The organism is Henriciella algicola (assembly GCF_003576245.1).
GTDB classification, from domain to species: domain Bacteria; phylum Pseudomonadota; class Alphaproteobacteria; order Caulobacterales; family Hyphomonadaceae; genus Henriciella; species Henriciella algicola.
Window position 1 is genome coordinate 532561 of the sequence record NZ_QWGA01000008.1, and the last position, 17470, is coordinate 550030.

The following is a 17470-nucleotide window of genomic DNA, read 5'->3' on the forward strand; positions in this document are numbered from 1 at the left end:
AGTCGCTATGGCCGCCTCTTGCAAGCCGGACGCGGCGGCAAGCGGATCGCCTAGTCTTGCGCTGGCTTTGGCTCGCCGCCTTCGATCAGATACCACGGCGTCGGTCCGTAATCATAAGGCGGCTCAGCATAGAGCCGCCGGAAAGCGCGCAGGGCGGCCTGATGAAAAATTGTTGCGTGCGTTTCCGTGGCTGACAGGTCGTCGAAATGAACCTCGACACCGGCTTCAACGGCCGCTCCGTAAAGCTGGTCGATGGCGTCCTGCATCGTCCCGCCTTCATCAGCGGCGGCAATGAACAGGCGCTTGCCCTCATAGTCATGCGCCGCCATCAGGCGCGCGGCCTCAACTCCGAGCGCCTTGTCATCCCACCACAGGCTCGGGCTGATCGCGAGATAGTCGTCGAAAGCGTCCGGGCTTGTCAGATAGGTGTCAGCGACAAACAGGCCGGCAAGCGACTCGCCGATTAGGGCGCTTTCATCGCGCACCGGGAAGTTTGCCTTCACGAAGGGCTTCACTTCATCGGTCAGGAAAGCGCGGAAAGCCTCGGCGTCACCAGAGGTCGGAAACTCGGCCACATAGCGCTCATCGCTGGCTTGCGGCGTCAGCTCATTCTGGCGGTCATCTGTTTCGATGCCGACCACGACCATCGGCTCAAACGTCCAGGATAGCGCGCCCAGCTGTGCAAGTCCGGTGATGTGAAACCAGTCCTGCTGCGTGCCGCCATCAATCAGGTAGAGCACGCGGTAGGGTGCGCGCGGGTCTTCGTCTGCGTGCGGCGGTACCCAGACATTGATGGTGCGCGCCTCACCCAGCGTTTCGGACTGGATTGTATAGGCATCGCCGAACTCAATCGGCTGCTGCGCGAAAGCAGCGGGGCCGCCATGCCCGCTCACCCATAGCGAAAGCGCAAGAGCGAGCGCAGCAAGCCGGACGCGCATCAGGCTTTCACCAGCCCGATTTCGCGCAGGCGCTCCATCAGGTAATCCTGCGCCGTGATTGGCGGCTGTGTCTTGCCACCTTCTTCCAGGCATTGCGGCAGCTGCTCGATCAGGAAGTCCTGATTGAAGTGGAGGAAGAATGGCGTCGAATAGCGCGGAAATTTCGCGCGCTCCGGCTCCGGGTTCACGACGCGGTGCGTGGTCGATGGCAGGACGCCGCCCGTCAGGCGCTGCAGCATGTCACCGCAATTGATGACGAGCGAGCCGGCAGGCGGGTTCACCGACAGCCAGTCGCCAGAGCGATGCAGCACTTCAAGGCCTGCCTCCTCAGCACCCAGCAGCAGCGTGATGACATTGATGTCTTCATGCGCGGCGGCGCGGACAGTGCCCTTTGGCGGTGGATTGTCCTGCGGCGGATAGTGAAGCAGGCGGAGGATGGAGTTGCCGCTCTCGACCTTGTCGTCAAACCAGTCTTCCGGCAGCTCAAGATGGAGGGCAACAGCGCGCAGCAGGTCGCGGCCGAACTCGTCCATCTCGGTATAGAATGCATACGTGGCGGCATCGAACTCCGGCACTTCGTCGACGACTGGCGTGTCCTTCATCGTCGCGCGGTATTTGGAGTCTGCAGGCAGCTTGCGGCCCGTATGCCAGAATTCCTTCAGGTCAGCGGCCTTCTGGCCCTTGGCGTTCTCGGTCCCGAACGGCGTATAGCCGCGCTGGCGGCCACCTTCGGCATCGTGATACTTTTCCTTGGCGTCCTTCGACAGTGCGAAGAAAGCCTTCGCCGCGTCATTGGCCTCGTCGATAATGGCCTGATTGACGGGGTGACCGGTGATCACGGCGAACCCTGTCTCACGGAAGGAGCTGCCAAGCCGCTTTGAAAAAGCCTGCTTGTCCTCTTTCCAGAGGCTGTAGGGGATCGGTTCGAAAAGGTTGCTCATTGCATCTGCCTTGTCTGTTCCAGGCCGGAAAACTATCGCGCGGCGGCCTTCGCGCCAATGCGTCTGTTTCCCATTAGCCAAGCAACGGCTTGCGGCAAAGTCCGCTCCAACAGCATCTCTGCAGCCAGAATTGCGCCAAGTGTAAACGCGGCGCCTCTTATCGTTAACACAGACGCGCTTTCAGGCCGATCCTGTTAACCATGTGGCAAAATCCTGAGCGCAACCTCTTCCCTGTCACAAGACGTGACGGATGGACAAAAGCCCATCGGCCAAGCGGACGCAAAGACAGCCGCAAACCGACGGGCTCTGGGTTAAAGGAAGAAGACAATGCCGTATTCAGAAATGGCGATGGACGTCGCCCCTGAGACTGGTCTCAGCGAACACGCGACGGCCGAAGAACTCTGCAAGGTTGGCCTTGCCTATTCGACCGGTGTGGGCGTCGACGCCGACATGGTTGCCGCGCACAAATGGTTCAATCTGGCTGTGCTCAAGGGCTCCGAAGAGGCCAAGGAATACCGCCAGCAGATGTCTGAAATGCTCTCGAGCGAAGAGATCAAGCAGGCGCTCAAATCTGCACGCGACTGGCTTCAGCTGATGAACTGATCTCGCCGGGCAGGCGGGCCTGACCTAGCGCCCGCGGAAATCGCCCGCGAGATCATAATACAGCGAAAAGTCGATCGGCAGCGCAGAGCGGAACCACTGTTCCATGAAGAGATTTTCTTCTGCGATTGCTGAACGTGGCACATAGACCACGTCAAAACGGCGAAGCGGCGTAAAGTCCGCAAGCCTTGGATCATTCAGTCCGGCCCGGATATCGATGACCGCTGTCATCAGTTCCCCGCCCGGCATACGGCGCATCAGAGCCACCTGCGTTGGCTTGGCGCCCGGCGTAAACCCGCCCGCCATGATGACCGCCTGTAGCGGATCGATCTGGCCAGGCAGATCAAGCATACCCGGCGCCTGTACTTCGCCGCCGACAAAGATTTTCTGACTGTCGAATTCCATCGGAATGACATCGACATCAGGATAGCGAAGCTCCCCCGCATAAGCCTGTACAAGTTCGGCCTGGATTTCCGCCGGCGTGCGCGCGGACGCTTGCACCGACCCGACATAGGGCAGGGTGAGAGAGCCATCAGGCGCGATGCGGATATCGCGGTTCAGCTCTGGTGCAGAGTTGAAGACGATCGACACCGTGTCGCCCGGGGCGAGCAGATAAGGCTGGTCTCGGCCATCCTCATGGCGCCACTCGGCAACCGGGAAATACTCCGAAGGCGTCGGCGTGACTGACTGGCAGGCGCCAAGGACAAGAGCAGATGCGGCGAGAAGACTTCGCATGACGCTGGCTCACGATCTCTTTGCTAATTGTGTACAGTCTGAGGCTCGGCGTTAATGTTTAAGGAATTATCAAGCCACGTGCCTGAATAAGCCAAATAGGGGGTTCGTGTTGATTTGCTCCCGGCCACCTTCAGGGATGACCGTCTATGTCGAATTCAGCCGATTGGGGAGCGAGACAGCCGCAGCAGGGCGGCGCCATGCCCGTCCGCTCGCGCCCGCGTATTGGCCCAGCCGATCTCATCCTGCAGCTCTGGCGTGCCAAATGGCTGATGATCCTCGTCTTCATCCCGATCTTCCTGCTCGGGCTGCTCGCTGCTTTCCAGATGCCGAAGTCGTACGAAGCGACCTCTCGCCTCTTTGTTCGTATCGGTGATGAAAACGTCTATCGCCCTCGCGTCGGGGGAGAGCTTCAGGGCGTCGCCCCTGAAGAGGAGCTTCTTATCCAGGCAGAACTTGAAGTTCTTCGCAGCCCCGTCATCGCAGAGCGTGTCCTGACTGAATTTGGCGTGGACCGGGTGTTCCCGAAACTCGCCGATGCGCGCGATGAAAAGATTGCGGCCAGCCCACCGTCGGAACATGCCACAATCGAAGAACAGACTTTCCGGAAGGGTGTTCTCGGCCTTCAGAAAGACTTCAGCTCTGGCACGGCGCCCAAGACGCCCGTGATAAGCACAGCGCTTGAGCACAAGGACGCCGTCCTTTCGGCAGATCTCCTGAACTACTGGATCAACACCTATCTAGACTATCGCAACGAAGTGTTCTCCTCGAACGGCTCTGCCAGTCTTCAGGAACAGCGCGTGAAGTTCGAGGCGCAACTGCTCAATGTCGAAGAAGACATTCGCGACTTCCTGCGCCGGAACAGTATCGGCGATTTCGAGAGTGAGCGCGCCACCGCGCAGCAGCTCTTCTCGACTGTTTCAGCTGAGCTTCTGACCAACCAGTCGCGCGCAAGCGCCGTGGATGGGCAGCTCGACATCTACAACCAGCAGCTGGCGCGCCTCAATCCGCAGCAGGACCTCTATGTTGAGGACAGCTCTGCCCAGACGCTGATGCAGCTTCGCATTGAGCGCGAGGACCTCCTGTCGCGCTATACTGAACAGTCGCAGCGCGTGCAGGCGATCGACCGGCGTATTGCGCAGGTGGAGAATTATCTGTCCTCCCGCGATGGCCTGTCCGGCACGACCCGCCGCGGCCCGAACCCGGTCTATCAGACCATCGAACAGTCCGCTTCGTCCTTGCAGGCAGAACAACAGTCGCTGGCCCTGCAGGAAGCAGAGCTCAACCGGCAGCTTGCTCGCGTGGAAGGCCGCCTCAGCCGGCTGAACGAACTGGCTCCTGAATGGCAGGAACTGCAGCGCCGCAAGGCCCTGATGGAACGCAATGTCGAGAATTTCTCGGTTCGCGAAGTCGAGGAGCGCGCCCTCTCGGAGATTTCCGGTCAGACCGCCGATAGCGTCCGCGTGCTCGAGCCGGCAAGCGTTCCGGTAAAGGGAAAGAGCCTCAAAATGGTCGTCGCTGCGCTCGGCTTTCTGTTTGCCGGTTTCACGGCACTTATGGCCGGACTGCTCTGGGCGCTGACCCGGCGCGGCTTTGCGACCGCAAGATCGGTCGAGCGGACCACCGGCCTGAAGGTCGTCGGATCGCTCAAGGCTGTCTGATGGATCGGGGCTAACAGGATTAAGAAAACCGTTAACCAAGCGCATGTTAGGCCGGGTTCAACAGGGAACTGGACGCCATGAAAGATTTGCGCAGCAGGATGGACCCGGTCTGCAAGGCCGTCGCGCGGGTGACACCGGAAACGGGTGCCCGCTGCGTCATGTTCATGTCTGCACGGTCAGAAGAAGGCACCAGCAGTGTCGCCGCCTCAACGGCGCTACGATGTGCAGCCCAATCCTCGCGGCCAACATGGCTCGTCGATCTGGGGCTGCGGCAGAATGCGATGTTCAGGGCCTTTCAGAAAGGCATCGCCCGCGACGTTGGAAAACCGGGGCGCGCCTTTGATGGATCGCTTCGTACACTTCCGATCTATTCTGTGAGCCCGGCCCTCTCCGGCGGACGCCAGGACAACCAGCAGAAAAGCCTCCTTTCGGTTCACCCGATTCAGGGCTCCCGGCTCTTTGTCACGCGTTTCCGCAATGAGGGCGTACGCAGAGGACAGCAAGTGCAGCTTCGTGCGCGTCCCGAATGGTGGCATCAGGTCCGGCGCGCCGCGGGTCTGGTGATCGTCGATGCACCATCACTATCGCGGTCACAGGCAGGTCTAGCGGTGGCAAGCCAGATGGACGGCGTCTTCATCGTCCTTGAAGCAGACTCCACCGGCGCCGATGAAGTCATTGCCCTGCGCGAGGCGATTGAAGCACATGGCGGCCATGTCGCCGGTGTGGTCATGAACAGGATCGGGTCCGATGCCAGCTTCGCCGACCGGCTTGCAGGATAATCAGCTAACGCTGACGCAGACGGTCATTCTGGCGGTCGAGCTGGGACTGGCCTTCGTCTGCCTCGTCCTGTTCAGCGAAGGCCTTCTGCCGCGTCTCTTTGCTTCTGAATACGACACAGACAGCAGCGCATTTCTCCGCCTGCTATGGCTGCCGGTCTATGGGCTAGTCGCAATTGGCTGCCTCTGGAAGGTCAGGGAGATGGTCTCGCTGGCGTTGCGGATGCCTTTCCTGATCGCGCTGCTGATCGTGACGGCCGCGTCCTTTCTCTGGTCACTCGACCCGTCCCTGACAGAACGCCGGTCGATCGCCGTGGTCGCGACCAGTCTCGCCGGCCTCTATCTCGCCGCGCGCTATGACTGGCGGACCCTTCTTCGCCTGATGGGCGCGGTATGGCTTTTCATGGCGATTGTTTCCATCGGCGCAGTCATCGTCGCGCCTGGCTTTGCGATCATGAGCGAGATCCACCCCGGTGCCTGGAAAGGGCTCTGGTGGGAAAAGAACACGCTTGGCGGCCACATGGCCCGCGCCGCCTTCCTCTGTGCCTTCCTCTACATACTCGACCGGCCGTGGCGTCCCGTCTGGGGTGTCGCGGTCTTCCTCTGCACGGCGCTTGTCATCGCGTCGACGTCGAAGACGGCGCTGCTCGGGCTCATGCTCGGCTTTGGCATCCTGTTCGCGGGCTGGATCAGCCGCAAGGGCGCAGGCATCACGATCACCTGCCTCTGGTCAGGCATTGTCCTTTCCTCGGCGTTTGCGGCAATCATGATTATTGAGCCCGGCATTATCCTGAACCTGCTGGGGCGCGATGCTACGCTCACCGGGCGCACAGATATCTGGGCCGTTCTGGCCGACGCAATCGCCGACAGGCCACTTCTGGGCTATGGGTACGGTGCGTTCTGGCAGCTTGACTCCATGCCGGCCTACCGGGTGCGCTCTGCAGCAGAGTGGCTCGTCCCCACGGCGCACAATGGCTGGCTGGAGACGGCCCTCAGTGTCGGACTGATCGGTCTCGGCCTGCTTGTTGCGAATTTCGTACTCTTCTTGCTGCGCGCCGCATGGCTGTCCATCGACAATTGGCTTGGCATCTTCGCGCTGGGCGTCGCAGGGCAGTTCCTGCTCTTCAGTATTTCAGAGAGCAATGCACTCCAGCAGAACTCGATTATCTGGGTGACCTATGTGGCAATCGCGGCGAAGACGGCGATCAGCCTGAAGCGGCCGGCCGCGACGCCTTATTCACCGCCGCGCAAGACCGTCGCTTCCGGTGGCCCCGGCACGCCCGTCCTTGACCGTAAGGGTATGCTCGCCCGCTGAGGCGACCGGCTGCCCACTGAACTGCGTGACGGTCGAGGTGCCGTAGAAGCGCAGCTTTATCCAGAAGAAGATCTTCCCAAGCCCACGAACAGCCTGATCGGCTTCGAAGGCCCGGTTCTTGTGCCCGATCAGGCGAAGCGCCAGCCAGCGCAGCGAATGCAGGGCGAACTTGCCGCCGCCAACAAGCACCCAGAACAGGAGCAGGTCATAACGCGGCGGCTGGCGTTTGCGCGCCAGTGTCGCGGGGCCCTGTCCATAGGCGAATGCGCGCCGCAGAGTGTAGGACAGGGAAATGCGCTGGCGTAGCGGGTACTCGAAGACCGGCGCATTCGGCGCCCACGCAAACTTGCCCCTGTTGGCGCGTATGCGCTGGAACAGCAGATCATCCTCACCGCCAACCTCATTCATGCGCGCGTCGAACCACTGACCCTTCATGGGCACTTGGCGCGCATCGATCAGGCAATTGCCGCACCCGAAAGGCTTTTCGATATAGCCGGGGGAGATATTCGGTTCACGCGCGAAGAAGTTCTCATAATAGGCGCGGTGCTTGGTGATGTCGTCCGGAAGTACCGTCTGTACCGGGCCGAAAGTGACAGCGGCGCCGAACGTCTTGTAGGCGGCCAGCAGTTCTTCAATCCAGTGGGTCGGGGCCGCCTGATCATCGTCCAGAAAAGCGATCAGCGGTGTTTCTAGCACTTTCATCGCCGCGTTGCGTGCATTAGCGACGCCGGCCTCCGGTACATGAAGATAGGTAAGCGTAAGGGTGTCAGGCGCCTGTTCGGCAAGCGTGTCGAATGTCAGACGCGCCGTCGCATCAACCGAATTGTCGGCGACGATCAGCCTGAAGCCAGAGCGCGCAGCCCCTTGCCAGAACAGACTCTCCACGGCCCGGCGCAGACTGTCCGGCCGATTATAGGTAGGTATGACAACAGTGAGAACATCGCCGGTCAATTTTTATGCCGGGCGATGATCGCATCGAGCGCATCGGACGGTGTCTGCAGGCGCGCGCCGGTATCCCGGGCGAGCCGGACAATCCGGCGGAAGTGCTCCGGGGACGTGCCCCAGCGGCTATGATTGTTCCGGACATCGTGCGTGAACACGAAGATCCAGGATGGATTATGTGCGGATGCTTCAATGACCGCCGCTGCGCGCTCGATGCTGCTGTCGTCAGCGTCAAGTTCCAGAGCGGTAAGCTGCATCAGGTCAGACCCTTTCACATTCACGCCCGCATGGATGCCGCGCACGGCGTCAAAACGGGTGGCAAGGCGCGGCTTCAATTCCGCGCGGGTTTCGCCGTAAGGCCATGCAAACTGGCGAACAATCTCATTGTGCCCCATCGAGACAAGATTGCGCAAATTTGCATCAATATCAGCCAGTACGATGGAGGCCGGCGCCTGGCTGCAGTCCAGATGTGTTTGCGTGTGTGCACCGATCTCGTGACCGGCGGCGGTCAGTGCCTTCAGATCGCGCCCGTCAAACAGGTCGCCAAGATGGTTGCTCGTGCCCGCCATGCCTGTGCAGGCATAGTAGCAGCCTTTCGCGCCAACTTCGTCCAGAATCTCTGCGCCCGTGTCAGCGGCTGACTTTGGGAAGTCATCGAAGGTGAAGCAGATACGGGTGCGATGGGGCGCTGCGTTAAGCGGGCGCGCGCGATGAAAGCGCGCGGCGCGTCGGCGGACTTTCGCGAGTAGCGAGTCCGATGGCTGATAGGCGGAAAGCGTGGCTGCGGTCATTGTATCTCCCTCGAATATGCCAGCGCCCGATAGGTCTTCAAGCATGCAAGCCGCACGCCATCGGGAAGCATCGCTGATCGCGCGCCATGACGCGCAAGACCCTGCAGCGCAGTGCGGGCCGGTAAGTTTCTGAATCTGCGGGCTATTCGATATAGCTGCATCGATTTTACGGCGTCCGGATGGCGCTGTATCAGCCGGGCGAAATTCTGTCCCGAACTGCCAAATTTCCGCAGCAGCGTCTCTGTATCGTCCAAACCGAGATGCGTGGCGGTATTGTCGATGTGGTGGACCGGAAACGCCTTCGCGACATTGAGGCCCCAATCGACGTCTTCCCATCCCCAGCCCTTGAAGCCGTCATCAAAGGGGACGTCCACCAGCACGCGGCGATGGACGAGGATGTTCGACGTAAACACATATCGTCCGGGTTCCTTGCGCCGTTCGTCTGCTGCAAGGCATTCAGAAGCGATCGACTGGGTGGCATGCAGCCGCGTCGACGCTGTGACCTCGGCATGCTGAAGGCTGAAGCCGCCAGCTATAAGTGCAGGGCCATCGCAGTCATGGATTGCCGTCAGATAGCGCTCGATGAACTTCCTATCGTCCGGCTTCATGTCAGCGTCGAGGAAGAGGATCCAGTCGCTCTCGCTGAGCTCATAGAGGCGATTGCGGGCATGGGCGCGGCCATGATTGTCGGTGGCGGTCACAAGGCGCGCAGGGCCGGGATAGGCTTCCAGCCAGGTTTTGAGCTGGGCTGTTAGTTGAGGGTCACCGCTGCCATCATCATAGAGCAGCACGCCAGCGCGCTCGGCGCCGCCCGCCGCAGAAAGGTCAGCGATGAGCGATGAGGCATCATAGCGATAGCAGGGCACGCAAACAGTCAGCTCGCCGGCACCCGGCTTGCCATTCGACCAGTGCTCTTCGTCAGCGGCGAGGCCTGCTGTGCTTATATGCTCACCCGGCAAATTCATCAGATCACCATCTGCCATTCTAGCGCTGGCGCTTGAAGTCACCGAGCAGGCAAGGCGCGGTGATCACCATGATGAACACGTCGAACCAGAAAGACGCACGGTTCACATATTCCATGTCGAGGCGGATACGTTCGCGCACTTCCTCACGCGTATGGACCGGGCCGCGAGAGCCGTTGACCTGCGCCCAGCCTGTGATGCCCGGCTTCACCCGGTGGCGGTGCGCATAGTCGCCAACAATGCCCTGAACCTCGTCATTCTCTGCCGTCATGCCGATGGCGTGCGGGCGCGGGCCAACAATCGACATCTCGCCGCGCAGCACATTGATCAGCTGCGGAAGTTCATCGAGCGAGGTTGCGCGAATGATCCGGCCAACGCGCGTCACCCGTGCATCGTCGCTCACCGTCTGCTGGGACATTCTTTCTTCAGCCTCGGGATTGTCGCGCATGGAGCGGAACTTCCAGACCCGGATGACCTGATTGTTGAAGCCCTGACGGCGCTGACGGAACAGGATCGGCCCCGGGCTCTCCAGTTTCACGGCGATCGCCGTAATCAGCAGGATTGGGCTGAACGCGACCAGCATCAAACTCGCAAACACGATGTCGGCAACGCGCTTGACGGTCGCACGGCGATTGTCGTCTGGCGCGCCAGACACATAGGCGGCAGGCGATCTCGCAATCTCTGCAAGGCTTTCCGTTTCGGGGTCGAACCCTTCAAGATCGAGCAGCAGGACAACGCGCTGCGGCAGGACGCGCAGACGGTCGATGAGTTCACGGACCCGGTGGCGCGCATCCGACGTCACGGTCACAACAATACGGTCGATATCGGGCAGCCGCTCCCAGTTCATGAGGTCGTCGAGACGGCCAAGCACAGGCACACCCGCCATCGACTTTGGCGCGCGCGAAAGCCGGTCATCGAACACGCCGACAATATTGAGCTCACGCGTCTCATCATTGCGCGACAGAAGGCGCTGCGCATTTGGCGTCGCCCCGACAAGGACGACATTCTCAGATAGGGCGCCATTGCGGGTCAGAACCTTGAACAGCACGATGAAGTGGGCGTGAATGCCAATGCTTGCACAGAAAGTGAGGTACGCTGCGCCCATCACCCAGCGCGTATAATCCTCGCCGTAGAGCAGGGCGGTTGCCGCACAGAGCGCCGCCAGACCATATCCGGCGCCAATTGCTGCACGGATCATATGCTCGGTCACGGGGCGGGCATAGGACAGCGCATAGGACTGGCTGGCCTTCAGGCCCCAGCGCAGCGCAAAAGGCATAAGCGCGAACGGCAATACCAGATTGACTGGAGAATAAAGAAGGCTGTGCCCTGTCAGGTATAGTGTGAACCAGGCGATGAAGGCCGCCCCAGCAAAGTCGACGATTTTGAGGGCCGCGCGCAGAAGCTCGCGATTGATCGGGTGATGGCGTTGCTGGATGCGCGCCGCGCCCGCCGAAAGATCGGCCGGCGACGTCGTCGCTGTTGAAACGAGGTGAGCCGTCTCATCAGGTCGATTGCTGTTGGCCGGTTCGGCCAGTCTGGATAGTCCTTCGGCCATTGCCTCGGTCTCATTCAACTGAGATCATCTACTGCCAGAACAGCATCAATATCGCCTTTGCGGCATGTTTCAAATTTCAACTAATCTGGTCAGACGCCTGAAAAATCTGGTCATCCGGGTGAAACCGATGCGTGATCAGATCTTGTCCTTGTACCACTCGCGGGTCAGGAACCCGTCGATCAGGTCGCAGATCAGGCCAATCTCGGTGAGCGTTTCGATATAGCGCGCCGGATCCATCAGCGGCTTGAAGATAGAGCCAGCCTCGAACTGATCTTTCGCTTCCAGCGCGATCGTCAGGTGTCCTTCCTCGAACACGCCGCGAAGCTTGGAGCCCTTGAAGTGGCGTTCCAGCGCGATCAGCCGCTCCATCCGGTCAGGCGTCAAAAGGGTGCGCGCTTCGACCTGGTCTGTCGAATAGACCGTGAAAGCGTCTTCCAGCTCCTTCGACACCAGCTGCACTTCCTGCATGCCGTTCTTTCGACCCCAGCTCCACCAGCCATCCCGGGCAAGCAGTGTGCGTCCAAGGAAGCGGTCAGGGTATTCGATGTTCAGCAAAAGGCCCTGAAACTTGGTCACCGTGCGCCGGTTCTTGCCCGATCCCTGCTGCTGGGTGAGCTTGCACTCGACCATTGTGAAAGCTGCGTCGGCGCGCACACCTTCGATCAGGTCCTCGAACTTGCGCGAGTCATAGGTCGGCATCAGGCCAACCGCTTTCAGCCGGTCAAAGGCCGGGGTCGGTGCGTCGTCCGTCTTCGAGAACACGACTGACCTGTTCGCATTTACCCAGCTTCCAAGACTGCGCAGGCTACTGACGCCGGAAAAGTCCTGGTGCAGCGTCTGATAGGTAAAGCCGAATGGCTCACATGCGGCGCCGACCACCAGCTGCTTGGTCTGCGACTTCATCGTGAAGACAGGCATCCAGACGGCCGCGCAGGCGATGAATGTCGCAACGATCCCGGCAAAGATGCCGAATGGGAAAATCGTCTGGAACCCGAAGGCGATGATGGCCGCAAAGACGAGCGCAGTGATAAAGGCCGCGGTGGCGACCGTGTGCATGACCGCTCGATTGATGACAGCCTTGCGCTCGTCTTCCCTGGCTGACAGCTCGGGCCCGAGGCGCTCCTGCCAGAGAAGGCGCGCGGCCTCATGCTCCGGGCGGACCGGATGAAGGCGCGTGAAGTGATCCTCCAGCGTCATCGATTTCGACATCTACTTCCCCCAATTACCTTCGCGCAGACGGCGCGCCAGGCGCCCCGTCAGTCCTCGCGCCTGTCCCATAGATCGCGCTCCGGAGATGCTATTTGCGCCAGCCGGGTTAGCAAGCTGTGAAGCGCCTCTGCATCTTCCGGGCTGAGGGCCGCCAGCAATTCCTGCTCATAGGCGAGCGCGCGCGGAATGACGGCATTATACACCTCGCGCCCTGCCGTCGAGAGGCCGAGCGCTGACTTCCGTCGGTCTGCCGTATCTGATGTCCGCGTCACCAGCCCCCGGTCGATCAGGCTCGCAGTCGCCCGGCTCACGGCAGGCTTGTCCATCAGCGTGCGTGCCGCGACCTCTGTCGACGTGATCCCCTCGCTCTCGCCAAGGACCGCCAGGATGCGCCACTGCCAGATCGAGATGTCGAACTCGCGCTCATACATGTCGGCAATCTTCCGCGAGACCGCGTTGGACAGCACTGAAAGCCTGTAGGGCAGGAAGTTGTCGAGGCGAAGCTTGTCACCGGCATCGTGATTCATGATCGAGCGAGGTCCTACCTTTGCGCGAGTTAACTTGATTTAGTTGCAAATGAAACTATTATCGAGTCAAACGCAACTTTTGGAGGTTAAGCACATGGCAGACCTGTTTGAAAATCCAGCTGGCCTCGACGGCTTTGAATTCATCGAATTTTCTGCGCCTGAGAAGGGCCAGCTCGAACCCGTTTTCGAAGTCATGGGCTTCACCAAGGTCGCCAAGCACCGCTCCAAGGATGTTGAGCTCTGGCGCCAGGGTGGCATCAACCTCATCACCAATTACGAAAAAGGCTCCCCAGCCTATTATTTCGCCAAGGAACATGGGCCGAGCGCCTGTGGCATGGGCTTCCGCGTCCGCAACGCGAAAGCGGCTTATGACCACCTTCTCGCAAATGATGCAGAGCCATGCGACGTGCCAACCGGCCCGATGGAGCTGAAGCTTCCAGCCATTCGCGGCATTGGTCACTCGCTCATCTATCTCATCGACCGCTACGACGACGGTGAGGGCGGCCTCTCCATCTATGACATCGATTTTGAATACCTGCCGGGCGTCGAGAAATTTCCCGAAGGCTGCGGCTTCAAGCTCGTCGATCACCTGACCCACAACGTCTATAAGGGCCGGATGAAATACTGGGCTGACTTTTATGAGAAGCTCTTCAACTTCCAGGAAATCCGCTATTTCGACATCAAGGGCGAATATACCGGTCTCACCTCGCAGGCGCTGACCGCGCCGGATGGCAAGATCCGTATTCCGCTCAATGAGGAAGCCGAAGGCGGCAAAGGCCAGATCGAGGAATTCCTGCGCGAATACAATGGCGAAGGCATCCAGCACATCGCGCTCATCTGCGATGATCTCGTCGCCGCCTATGACAAGCTGAAAGCGCGCGGCGTGCCGATGATGACGCCTCCGCCAGACACCTATTACGAGATGCTCTCTGAGCGCCTGCCGGGCCATGGCGAAGACGAGAATGCGCTTAAGACGCGCGGTCTCCTCCTCGACGGCACGACCGAAGGCGGCGAACCACGCCTCCTCTTCCAGATCTTCGCAGAGCCGCAAGTCGGCCCTGTCTTCTTCGAATTCATCCAGCGCAAGGGTGACTACAAGCAGGGTTTCGGCGAAGGCAACTTCAAGGCCCTGTTCGAAAGCATGGAACGCGACCAGATCAAGCGCGGCGCGCTGAAGGTCGATGAGAAAGAGGACGCGTAATGGCTACCGCTGCACCAAAACTCGGCGGTGTTCACCACGTCGCCTATCGCTGCAAGGATGCGAAAGAGACGGTCGAGTTCTACAACAAGCTGCTCGGCATGGACTTCCAGCTCGCCATTGCAGAGGACAAAGTGCCCTCAACCGGCGCGCCTGACCCCTACATGCACGTCTTCCTCGATGCGGGGAATGGCAACGTCCTCGCTTTCTTTGAGCTTCCGACCAAGCCGGACATGGACCGTGACCGCAATACGCCGGAATGGGTCCAGCACATCGCCTTTAAGGTGGAGACGATGGACGACCTCATGAACGCCAAGGCGCGCGCTGAGGAAATGGGCCTCGACGTCGTCGGTCCGACCCATCACGGCATCTTCAAGTCGATCTATTTCTTCGACCCGAACGGCCACCGGCTGGAGCTCGCCTGCGATATCGGCACGCCAGACCAGATGGCACAGCTGAAATCCGTCGCGCAGGACATGCTGGACGAATGGTCCCAGACCAAGAAAGCCCCGCGCCACGCGGCATGGCTGCACGAGAAGATCGCCAGTGAAACGGCCTGACATCCCTGATGCACCCGCATCCGATGACCTTCTAATGACCCGCCTGTCAGGCGGGTCATTTGCATTCTGGCCGCCAATGGCGGTGTAGACTTGGCCGGGTCGATAACGCATTCTGCACGCGTTTCCGGGGGGATGATGTGATGGCCACACTACGCAGCTATTTGCTCGGCGCGGCGCTCGGGGCGTCCGCGCTCTCCTCGTGCGTCTCCGGGGATGGCAGCGAGACCGAAGCGCCCACGCCAGCCTTCATCGACCCGCTCATCCTGTCGCAGAGCCGCTGCAGTGGACAGACCGAGCCCCCTCAGGGTCAGGATGAAACAATCGCCGCGCCAGCCGCGGTCAGTTTCGATTTCGAAGCGCCATTCCCGCTTCCAGAGGCGGTGGTCTCCCACTTCCATTATCCGGTCGCTACAACGAGCGAAGATGCCCAGACCTGGTTCGACACCGGTCTCGCGCACATGGCGAACTTCAACCACAATGAAGCCATCGCCGCCTTCCGGGAGGCCCAGCGCCTCGACCCCGATTGCGCAATGTGTTTCTGGGGAGAGGGGCTCGCCTTCGGCAGCAATATCAACGCATCCTTCGTCCCGGCACGCGGTGCGGCCGGACGGGTCGCGACCGAAAAGGCCGCCGCGCTGGTTTCAGCCACCTCCGCGCGGGAAGCCGCCCTCATCTCTGCGCTGGCGACACGTTATCGCCAGAATGAGGCCGGAGAGGTCAGCGAAGACGCCGAAGCCTATGCCGACCGCATGGATGTGGTCTCGCGCCGCTACGGCAATGACAAGCTGATCCTCGCCCTGGCGGCCGAAGCGAACATGGACACCCAGCCCTGGGACTATTGGCAGGCTGGCGCACGCACCCCGAAGGGCAGGACGGCCCGCACGCTCGAACTGCTCGATACTGCTCTGGCGATCGACCCGGACTATGCCCCGCCGATCCATCTCTACATCCACGCCACCGAAGCCTCGGTAGACCCGTTCCGCGCTGAGGCCTTCGCTGACAGGCTCCACGCACAGGATCTCGGCATCGGCCATATCGTCCACATGCCGTCGCATATCTATCTGCGGCTGGGGCGCTGGAAAAAAGCCATTCAGGCCAACATCGACGCCATCGCTGCAGATGAGGCCTACATCGCTGAGAGCGCGAATGGCGGCTTCTATGGCGCCGTCTATTACCCCCACAATGTCCACTTCGTGATCGCCAATGCCCAGCTTGGCGGCGACGCTGTGACGGCGCTGTCCATGGCAGACAAGCTGTCGAATATCGTCACCATAGACCCGGCGTCCTCGTCCCCATTCGGGGAGCGTGTTGCCGCCGCTGAACTGTTCACCCTCCTGCAATTTGGCGCCGACACCGACGTGCTGGCCTATGAAGCCCCGTCATCGGCTCATCTGTTCGCGCAGATGGCCTGGCACCATGCCCGCGGCGTCGTTCTGGCAAGACAGGGCGCGCTGGATGAAGCGCGCGCTGAACTCGCCGCCCTTCGCGCCTTGCCAGAGGCAGAGGGTTTCGATGCCTATGCCGCCCGCGGCGCGCCCCTGCCGGGTCTCGTCCATATCGCCGCTCATGTGCTCGCGGGTCGCATCGCTGCAGCCGAAGGTGACTATGCGGCGGCCATTGATGCCCTGGAATCCGCAGCCGCTGCGCAGGAACAGCTTCCCTATTTCGAACCCGCCTGGTGGTACTACCCCGTCCGCCAATCGCTCGGCGCCTATTTGCTTCTGGACGGCCAGACCGACCGCGCCGAACGCGAATTCTTCAAGACACTCATCGAGTCCCCAAACAACGCCTACGCCCTCTTCGGTCTTGCCGAAACCTACGCCGCACGCGGGAATGAACGCTCCGAAGCCTATGCGAGACACCTGTTCAAAGAAGCCTGGCTAGGCGGTGCGGATGCGCCCTCAATGGCAGACCTTTGATTGACGCCTGGCAGAGATGCATTGGCACTCCATTCCGAAATCCCCTGCGTCCTTCGACAGGCTCAGGATGAGGGGCAGGGGTCGATGTTGCTTCGTCTGACACGTCATGTCTCAGCTTGAGGGACCATTATGGATACCTGCCTGCGCAGGTATCTCCGGCAAGCGGCGCGCAATTTTATACGTGCCCCTCGAGATACGCGTCACCCTCGACGGGCAAAGCCCGTCTGAGGGTCCATCTCCCACCATCGCCGCTCTGCGCATCCTCTCAAGTCAGAAGATGGACGCTCAGACCGCGTCCCGCGGTCGAGCGTGACGCATGATTGCTGGCGGCGACCCCTCCCGCAAAAGGGCTCACTCAACCTTCCCGAAAACCCCTGCGAAGGCAGGGGTCCATGGTGCTTCGCTTGCACCCTCATGTCCCAGCTTGAGGGACCATTATGGATACCTGCATACGCAGGTATCTCCGGAGTGAATCGCCCACAACAAGCCCCCCTCCGCCCTGCCGGGCACTTCCCCCGCATGCGGGGGAAGTGGCCTGCGAAGCAGGTCGAAGGGGGCTGTGGGACAAAACAAATCCGTCCCCACCCTCGCAAACCTGATCCATATTCCACGCCTCCCATCACCAGACAGGGCGGTCCGGACCGACCGGAAGGTGTTGGTTCTCATCAAAGCTGCACGTGCTGGTACAGACCCCGGCGCGCGTAGGCTGAGGCGGGAGGGCTCATGCGCGGCAAATGCTGCCCATGAACGGAGTGCGAAGGTGACCGGTACTGCGGGCGGGGTGTAACGTCCCTGCCATGTGGTCGGCGTCATGTGGGGTAATCAGTGCTGCGCAGGCTGTCCT

General features: G+C 60.8%; 16 protein-coding genes. 7 read left to right on the forward strand and 9 right to left on the reverse strand.

The genetic code is table 11. From position 1 onward, the window contains the following. Positions 1-50 precede the first annotated feature (50 nt). Positions 51-938: an alpha/beta hydrolase gene (locus tag D1222_RS15470; protein WP_182482016.1), complete on the reverse strand. Its 888-nt coding sequence runs from the start codon at positions 936-938 to the stop codon at positions 51-53. Beyond that, a complete protein-coding gene (locus D1222_RS15475) occupies positions 938-1879 on the reverse strand; it encodes an isopenicillin N synthase family dioxygenase (protein ID WP_119455143.1) in 942 nt (313 codons plus the stop codon). The genes D1222_RS15470 and D1222_RS15475 overlap by 1 nt, the downstream gene beginning before the upstream one ends. A gap of 327 nt (positions 1880-2206) precedes the next feature. Between D1222_RS15475 and D1222_RS15480 the strand changes: the two genes are divergently transcribed. Then, positions 2207-2482, forward strand: a complete 276-nt coding sequence (locus D1222_RS15480; RefSeq protein ID WP_119455144.1) for an SEL1-like repeat protein — start codon at positions 2207-2209, stop codon at positions 2480-2482. Positions 2483-2506: 24 nt separating this feature from the next. Here D1222_RS15480 and D1222_RS15485 read toward each other — a convergent pair whose 3' ends face one another. Beyond that, complete coding sequence (locus D1222_RS15485; protein WP_119455145.1) at positions 2507-3214, reverse strand: polysaccharide biosynthesis/export family protein; 708 nt, start codon at positions 3212-3214, stop codon at positions 2507-2509. A 146-nt stretch (positions 3215-3360) separates the two neighbouring features. On the opposite strand from D1222_RS15485, the gene D1222_RS15490 reads away from it, so the two are divergent. The 3 genes from D1222_RS15490 to D1222_RS15500 all read left to right on the forward strand — a co-directional run bounded on the left by D1222_RS15490 (position 3361) and on the right by D1222_RS15500 (position 6963). Continuing rightward, positions 3361-4872 carry a GumC family protein gene (locus tag D1222_RS15490; protein ID WP_119455146.1) on the forward strand — a complete coding sequence of 504 codons (1512 nt, stop codon included), beginning with the start codon at positions 3361-3363 and terminating at the stop codon, positions 4870-4872. A 77-nt stretch (positions 4873-4949) separates the two neighbouring features. Next, positions 4950-5651: a P-loop NTPase family protein gene (locus D1222_RS15495; RefSeq protein ID WP_119455147.1), complete on the forward strand. Its 702-nt coding sequence runs from the start codon at positions 4950-4952 to the stop codon at positions 5649-5651. Beyond that, positions 5620-6963, forward strand: a complete 1344-nt coding sequence (locus D1222_RS15500) for an O-antigen ligase family protein (protein ID WP_119455148.1) — start codon at positions 5620-5622, stop codon at positions 6961-6963. Before D1222_RS15495 ends, D1222_RS15500 begins: the two co-directional genes overlap by 32 nt. Here the strand turns inward: D1222_RS15500 and D1222_RS15505 are convergent. The 6 genes from D1222_RS15505 to D1222_RS15530 form a co-directional block, all read right to left on the reverse strand. Further along, positions 6886-7914 carry a glycosyltransferase family 2 protein gene (locus D1222_RS15505; RefSeq protein WP_119455149.1) on the reverse strand — a complete coding sequence of 343 codons (1029 nt, stop codon included), beginning with the start codon at positions 7912-7914 and terminating at the stop codon, positions 6886-6888. The genes D1222_RS15500 and D1222_RS15505 overlap by 78 nt on opposite strands. Beyond that, a complete protein-coding gene (locus tag D1222_RS15510; protein ID WP_182482017.1) occupies positions 7911-8696 on the reverse strand; it encodes a polysaccharide deacetylase family protein in 786 nt (261 codons plus the stop codon). Before D1222_RS15510 ends, D1222_RS15505 begins: the two co-directional genes overlap by 4 nt. Then, the gene (locus D1222_RS15515; protein WP_119455151.1) at positions 8693-9679 is read right to left on the reverse strand and encodes a glycosyltransferase family 2 protein; all 987 of its coding nucleotides are present in this window, start codon (positions 9677-9679) and stop codon (positions 8693-8695) included. The genes D1222_RS15510 and D1222_RS15515 overlap by 4 nt, the downstream gene beginning before the upstream one ends. Position 9680: 1 nt before the next feature. After that, positions 9681-11213, reverse strand: coding sequence for an exopolysaccharide biosynthesis polyprenyl glycosylphosphotransferase (locus D1222_RS15520; protein ID WP_182482018.1), 1533 nt, complete (start codon positions 11211-11213; stop codon positions 9681-9683). A gap of 135 nt (positions 11214-11348) precedes the next feature. Next, complete coding sequence (locus D1222_RS15525) at positions 11349-12422, reverse strand: DUF3137 domain-containing protein (protein WP_119455153.1); 1074 nt, start codon at positions 12420-12422, stop codon at positions 11349-11351. Positions 12423-12469: 47 nt separating this feature from the next. Beyond that, on the reverse strand, positions 12470-12949 hold the full coding sequence (locus D1222_RS15530) for a MarR family winged helix-turn-helix transcriptional regulator (protein WP_119455154.1): 480 nt from the start codon (positions 12947-12949) through the stop codon (positions 12470-12472). Between the two features lie 94 nt (positions 12950-13043). Here D1222_RS15530 and hppD point away from each other — a divergent pair, with 94 nt between their 5' ends. The 3 genes from hppD (at position 13044) to D1222_RS15545 (ending at position 16626) form a co-directional block, all read left to right on the forward strand. Further along, entirely contained in the window at positions 13044-14150 is a 1107-nt protein-coding gene (hppD, locus tag D1222_RS15535) for a 4-hydroxyphenylpyruvate dioxygenase (protein WP_119455155.1), read from the forward strand. Continuing rightward, positions 14150-14707: a VOC family protein gene (locus D1222_RS15540; protein WP_119455156.1), complete on the forward strand. Its 558-nt coding sequence runs from the start codon at positions 14150-14152 to the stop codon at positions 14705-14707. The genes hppD and D1222_RS15540 overlap by 1 nt, the downstream gene beginning before the upstream one ends. A gap of 140 nt (positions 14708-14847) precedes the next feature. After that, entirely contained in the window at positions 14848-16626 is a 1779-nt protein-coding gene (locus D1222_RS15545; RefSeq protein ID WP_233348827.1) for a tetratricopeptide repeat protein, read from the forward strand. The last annotated feature ends 844 nt before the right edge of the window (positions 16627-17470 follow it).

What these genes read in the sequence shown, in the direction of transcription:
- D1222_RS15470 (WP_182482016.1), bottom strand. Translation starts at nt 938, where the DNA reads ATGCGCGTCCGGCTTGCTGCGCTCGCTCTTGCGCTTTCGCTATGGGTG.
- D1222_RS15475 (WP_119455143.1), bottom strand. Translation starts at nt 1,879, where the DNA reads ATGAGCAACCTTTTCGAACCGATCCCCTACAGCCTCTGGAAAGAGGAC.
- D1222_RS15480 (WP_119455144.1), top strand. Translation starts at nt 2,207, where the DNA reads ATGCCGTATTCAGAAATGGCGATGGACGTCGCCCCTGAGACTGGTCTC.
- D1222_RS15485 (WP_119455145.1), bottom strand. Translation starts at nt 3,214, where the DNA reads ATGCGAAGTCTTCTCGCCGCATCTGCTCTTGTCCTTGGCGCCTGCCAG.
- D1222_RS15490 (WP_119455146.1), top strand. Translation starts at nt 3,361, where the DNA reads ATGTCGAATTCAGCCGATTGGGGAGCGAGACAGCCGCAGCAGGGCGGC.
- D1222_RS15495 (WP_119455147.1), top strand. Translation starts at nt 4,950, where the DNA reads ATGAAAGATTTGCGCAGCAGGATGGACCCGGTCTGCAAGGCCGTCGCG.
- D1222_RS15500 (WP_119455148.1), top strand. Translation starts at nt 5,620, where the DNA reads ATGCCAGCTTCGCCGACCGGCTTGCAGGATAATCAGCTAACGCTGACG.
- D1222_RS15510 (WP_182482017.1), bottom strand. Translation starts at nt 8,696, where the DNA reads ATGACCGCAGCCACGCTTTCCGCCTATCAGCCATCGGACTCGCTACTC.
- D1222_RS15515 (WP_119455151.1), bottom strand. Translation starts at nt 9,679, where the DNA reads ATGGCAGATGGTGATCTGATGAATTTGCCGGGTGAGCATATAAGCACA.
- D1222_RS15520 (WP_182482018.1), bottom strand. Translation starts at nt 11,213, where the DNA reads ATGGCCGAAGGACTATCCAGACTGGCCGAACCGGCCAACAGCAATCGA.
- D1222_RS15525 (WP_119455153.1), bottom strand. Translation starts at nt 12,422, where the DNA reads ATGTCGAAATCGATGACGCTGGAGGATCACTTCACGCGCCTTCATCCG.
- D1222_RS15530 (WP_119455154.1), bottom strand. Translation starts at nt 12,949, where the DNA reads ATGAATCACGATGCCGGTGACAAGCTTCGCCTCGACAACTTCCTGCCC.
- hppD (WP_119455155.1), top strand. Translation starts at nt 13,044, where the DNA reads ATGGCAGACCTGTTTGAAAATCCAGCTGGCCTCGACGGCTTTGAATTC.
- D1222_RS15540 (WP_119455156.1), top strand. Translation starts at nt 14,150, where the DNA reads ATGGCTACCGCTGCACCAAAACTCGGCGGTGTTCACCACGTCGCCTAT.
- D1222_RS15545 (WP_233348827.1), top strand. Translation starts at nt 14,848, where the DNA reads ATGGCCACACTACGCAGCTATTTGCTCGGCGCGGCGCTCGGGGCGTCC.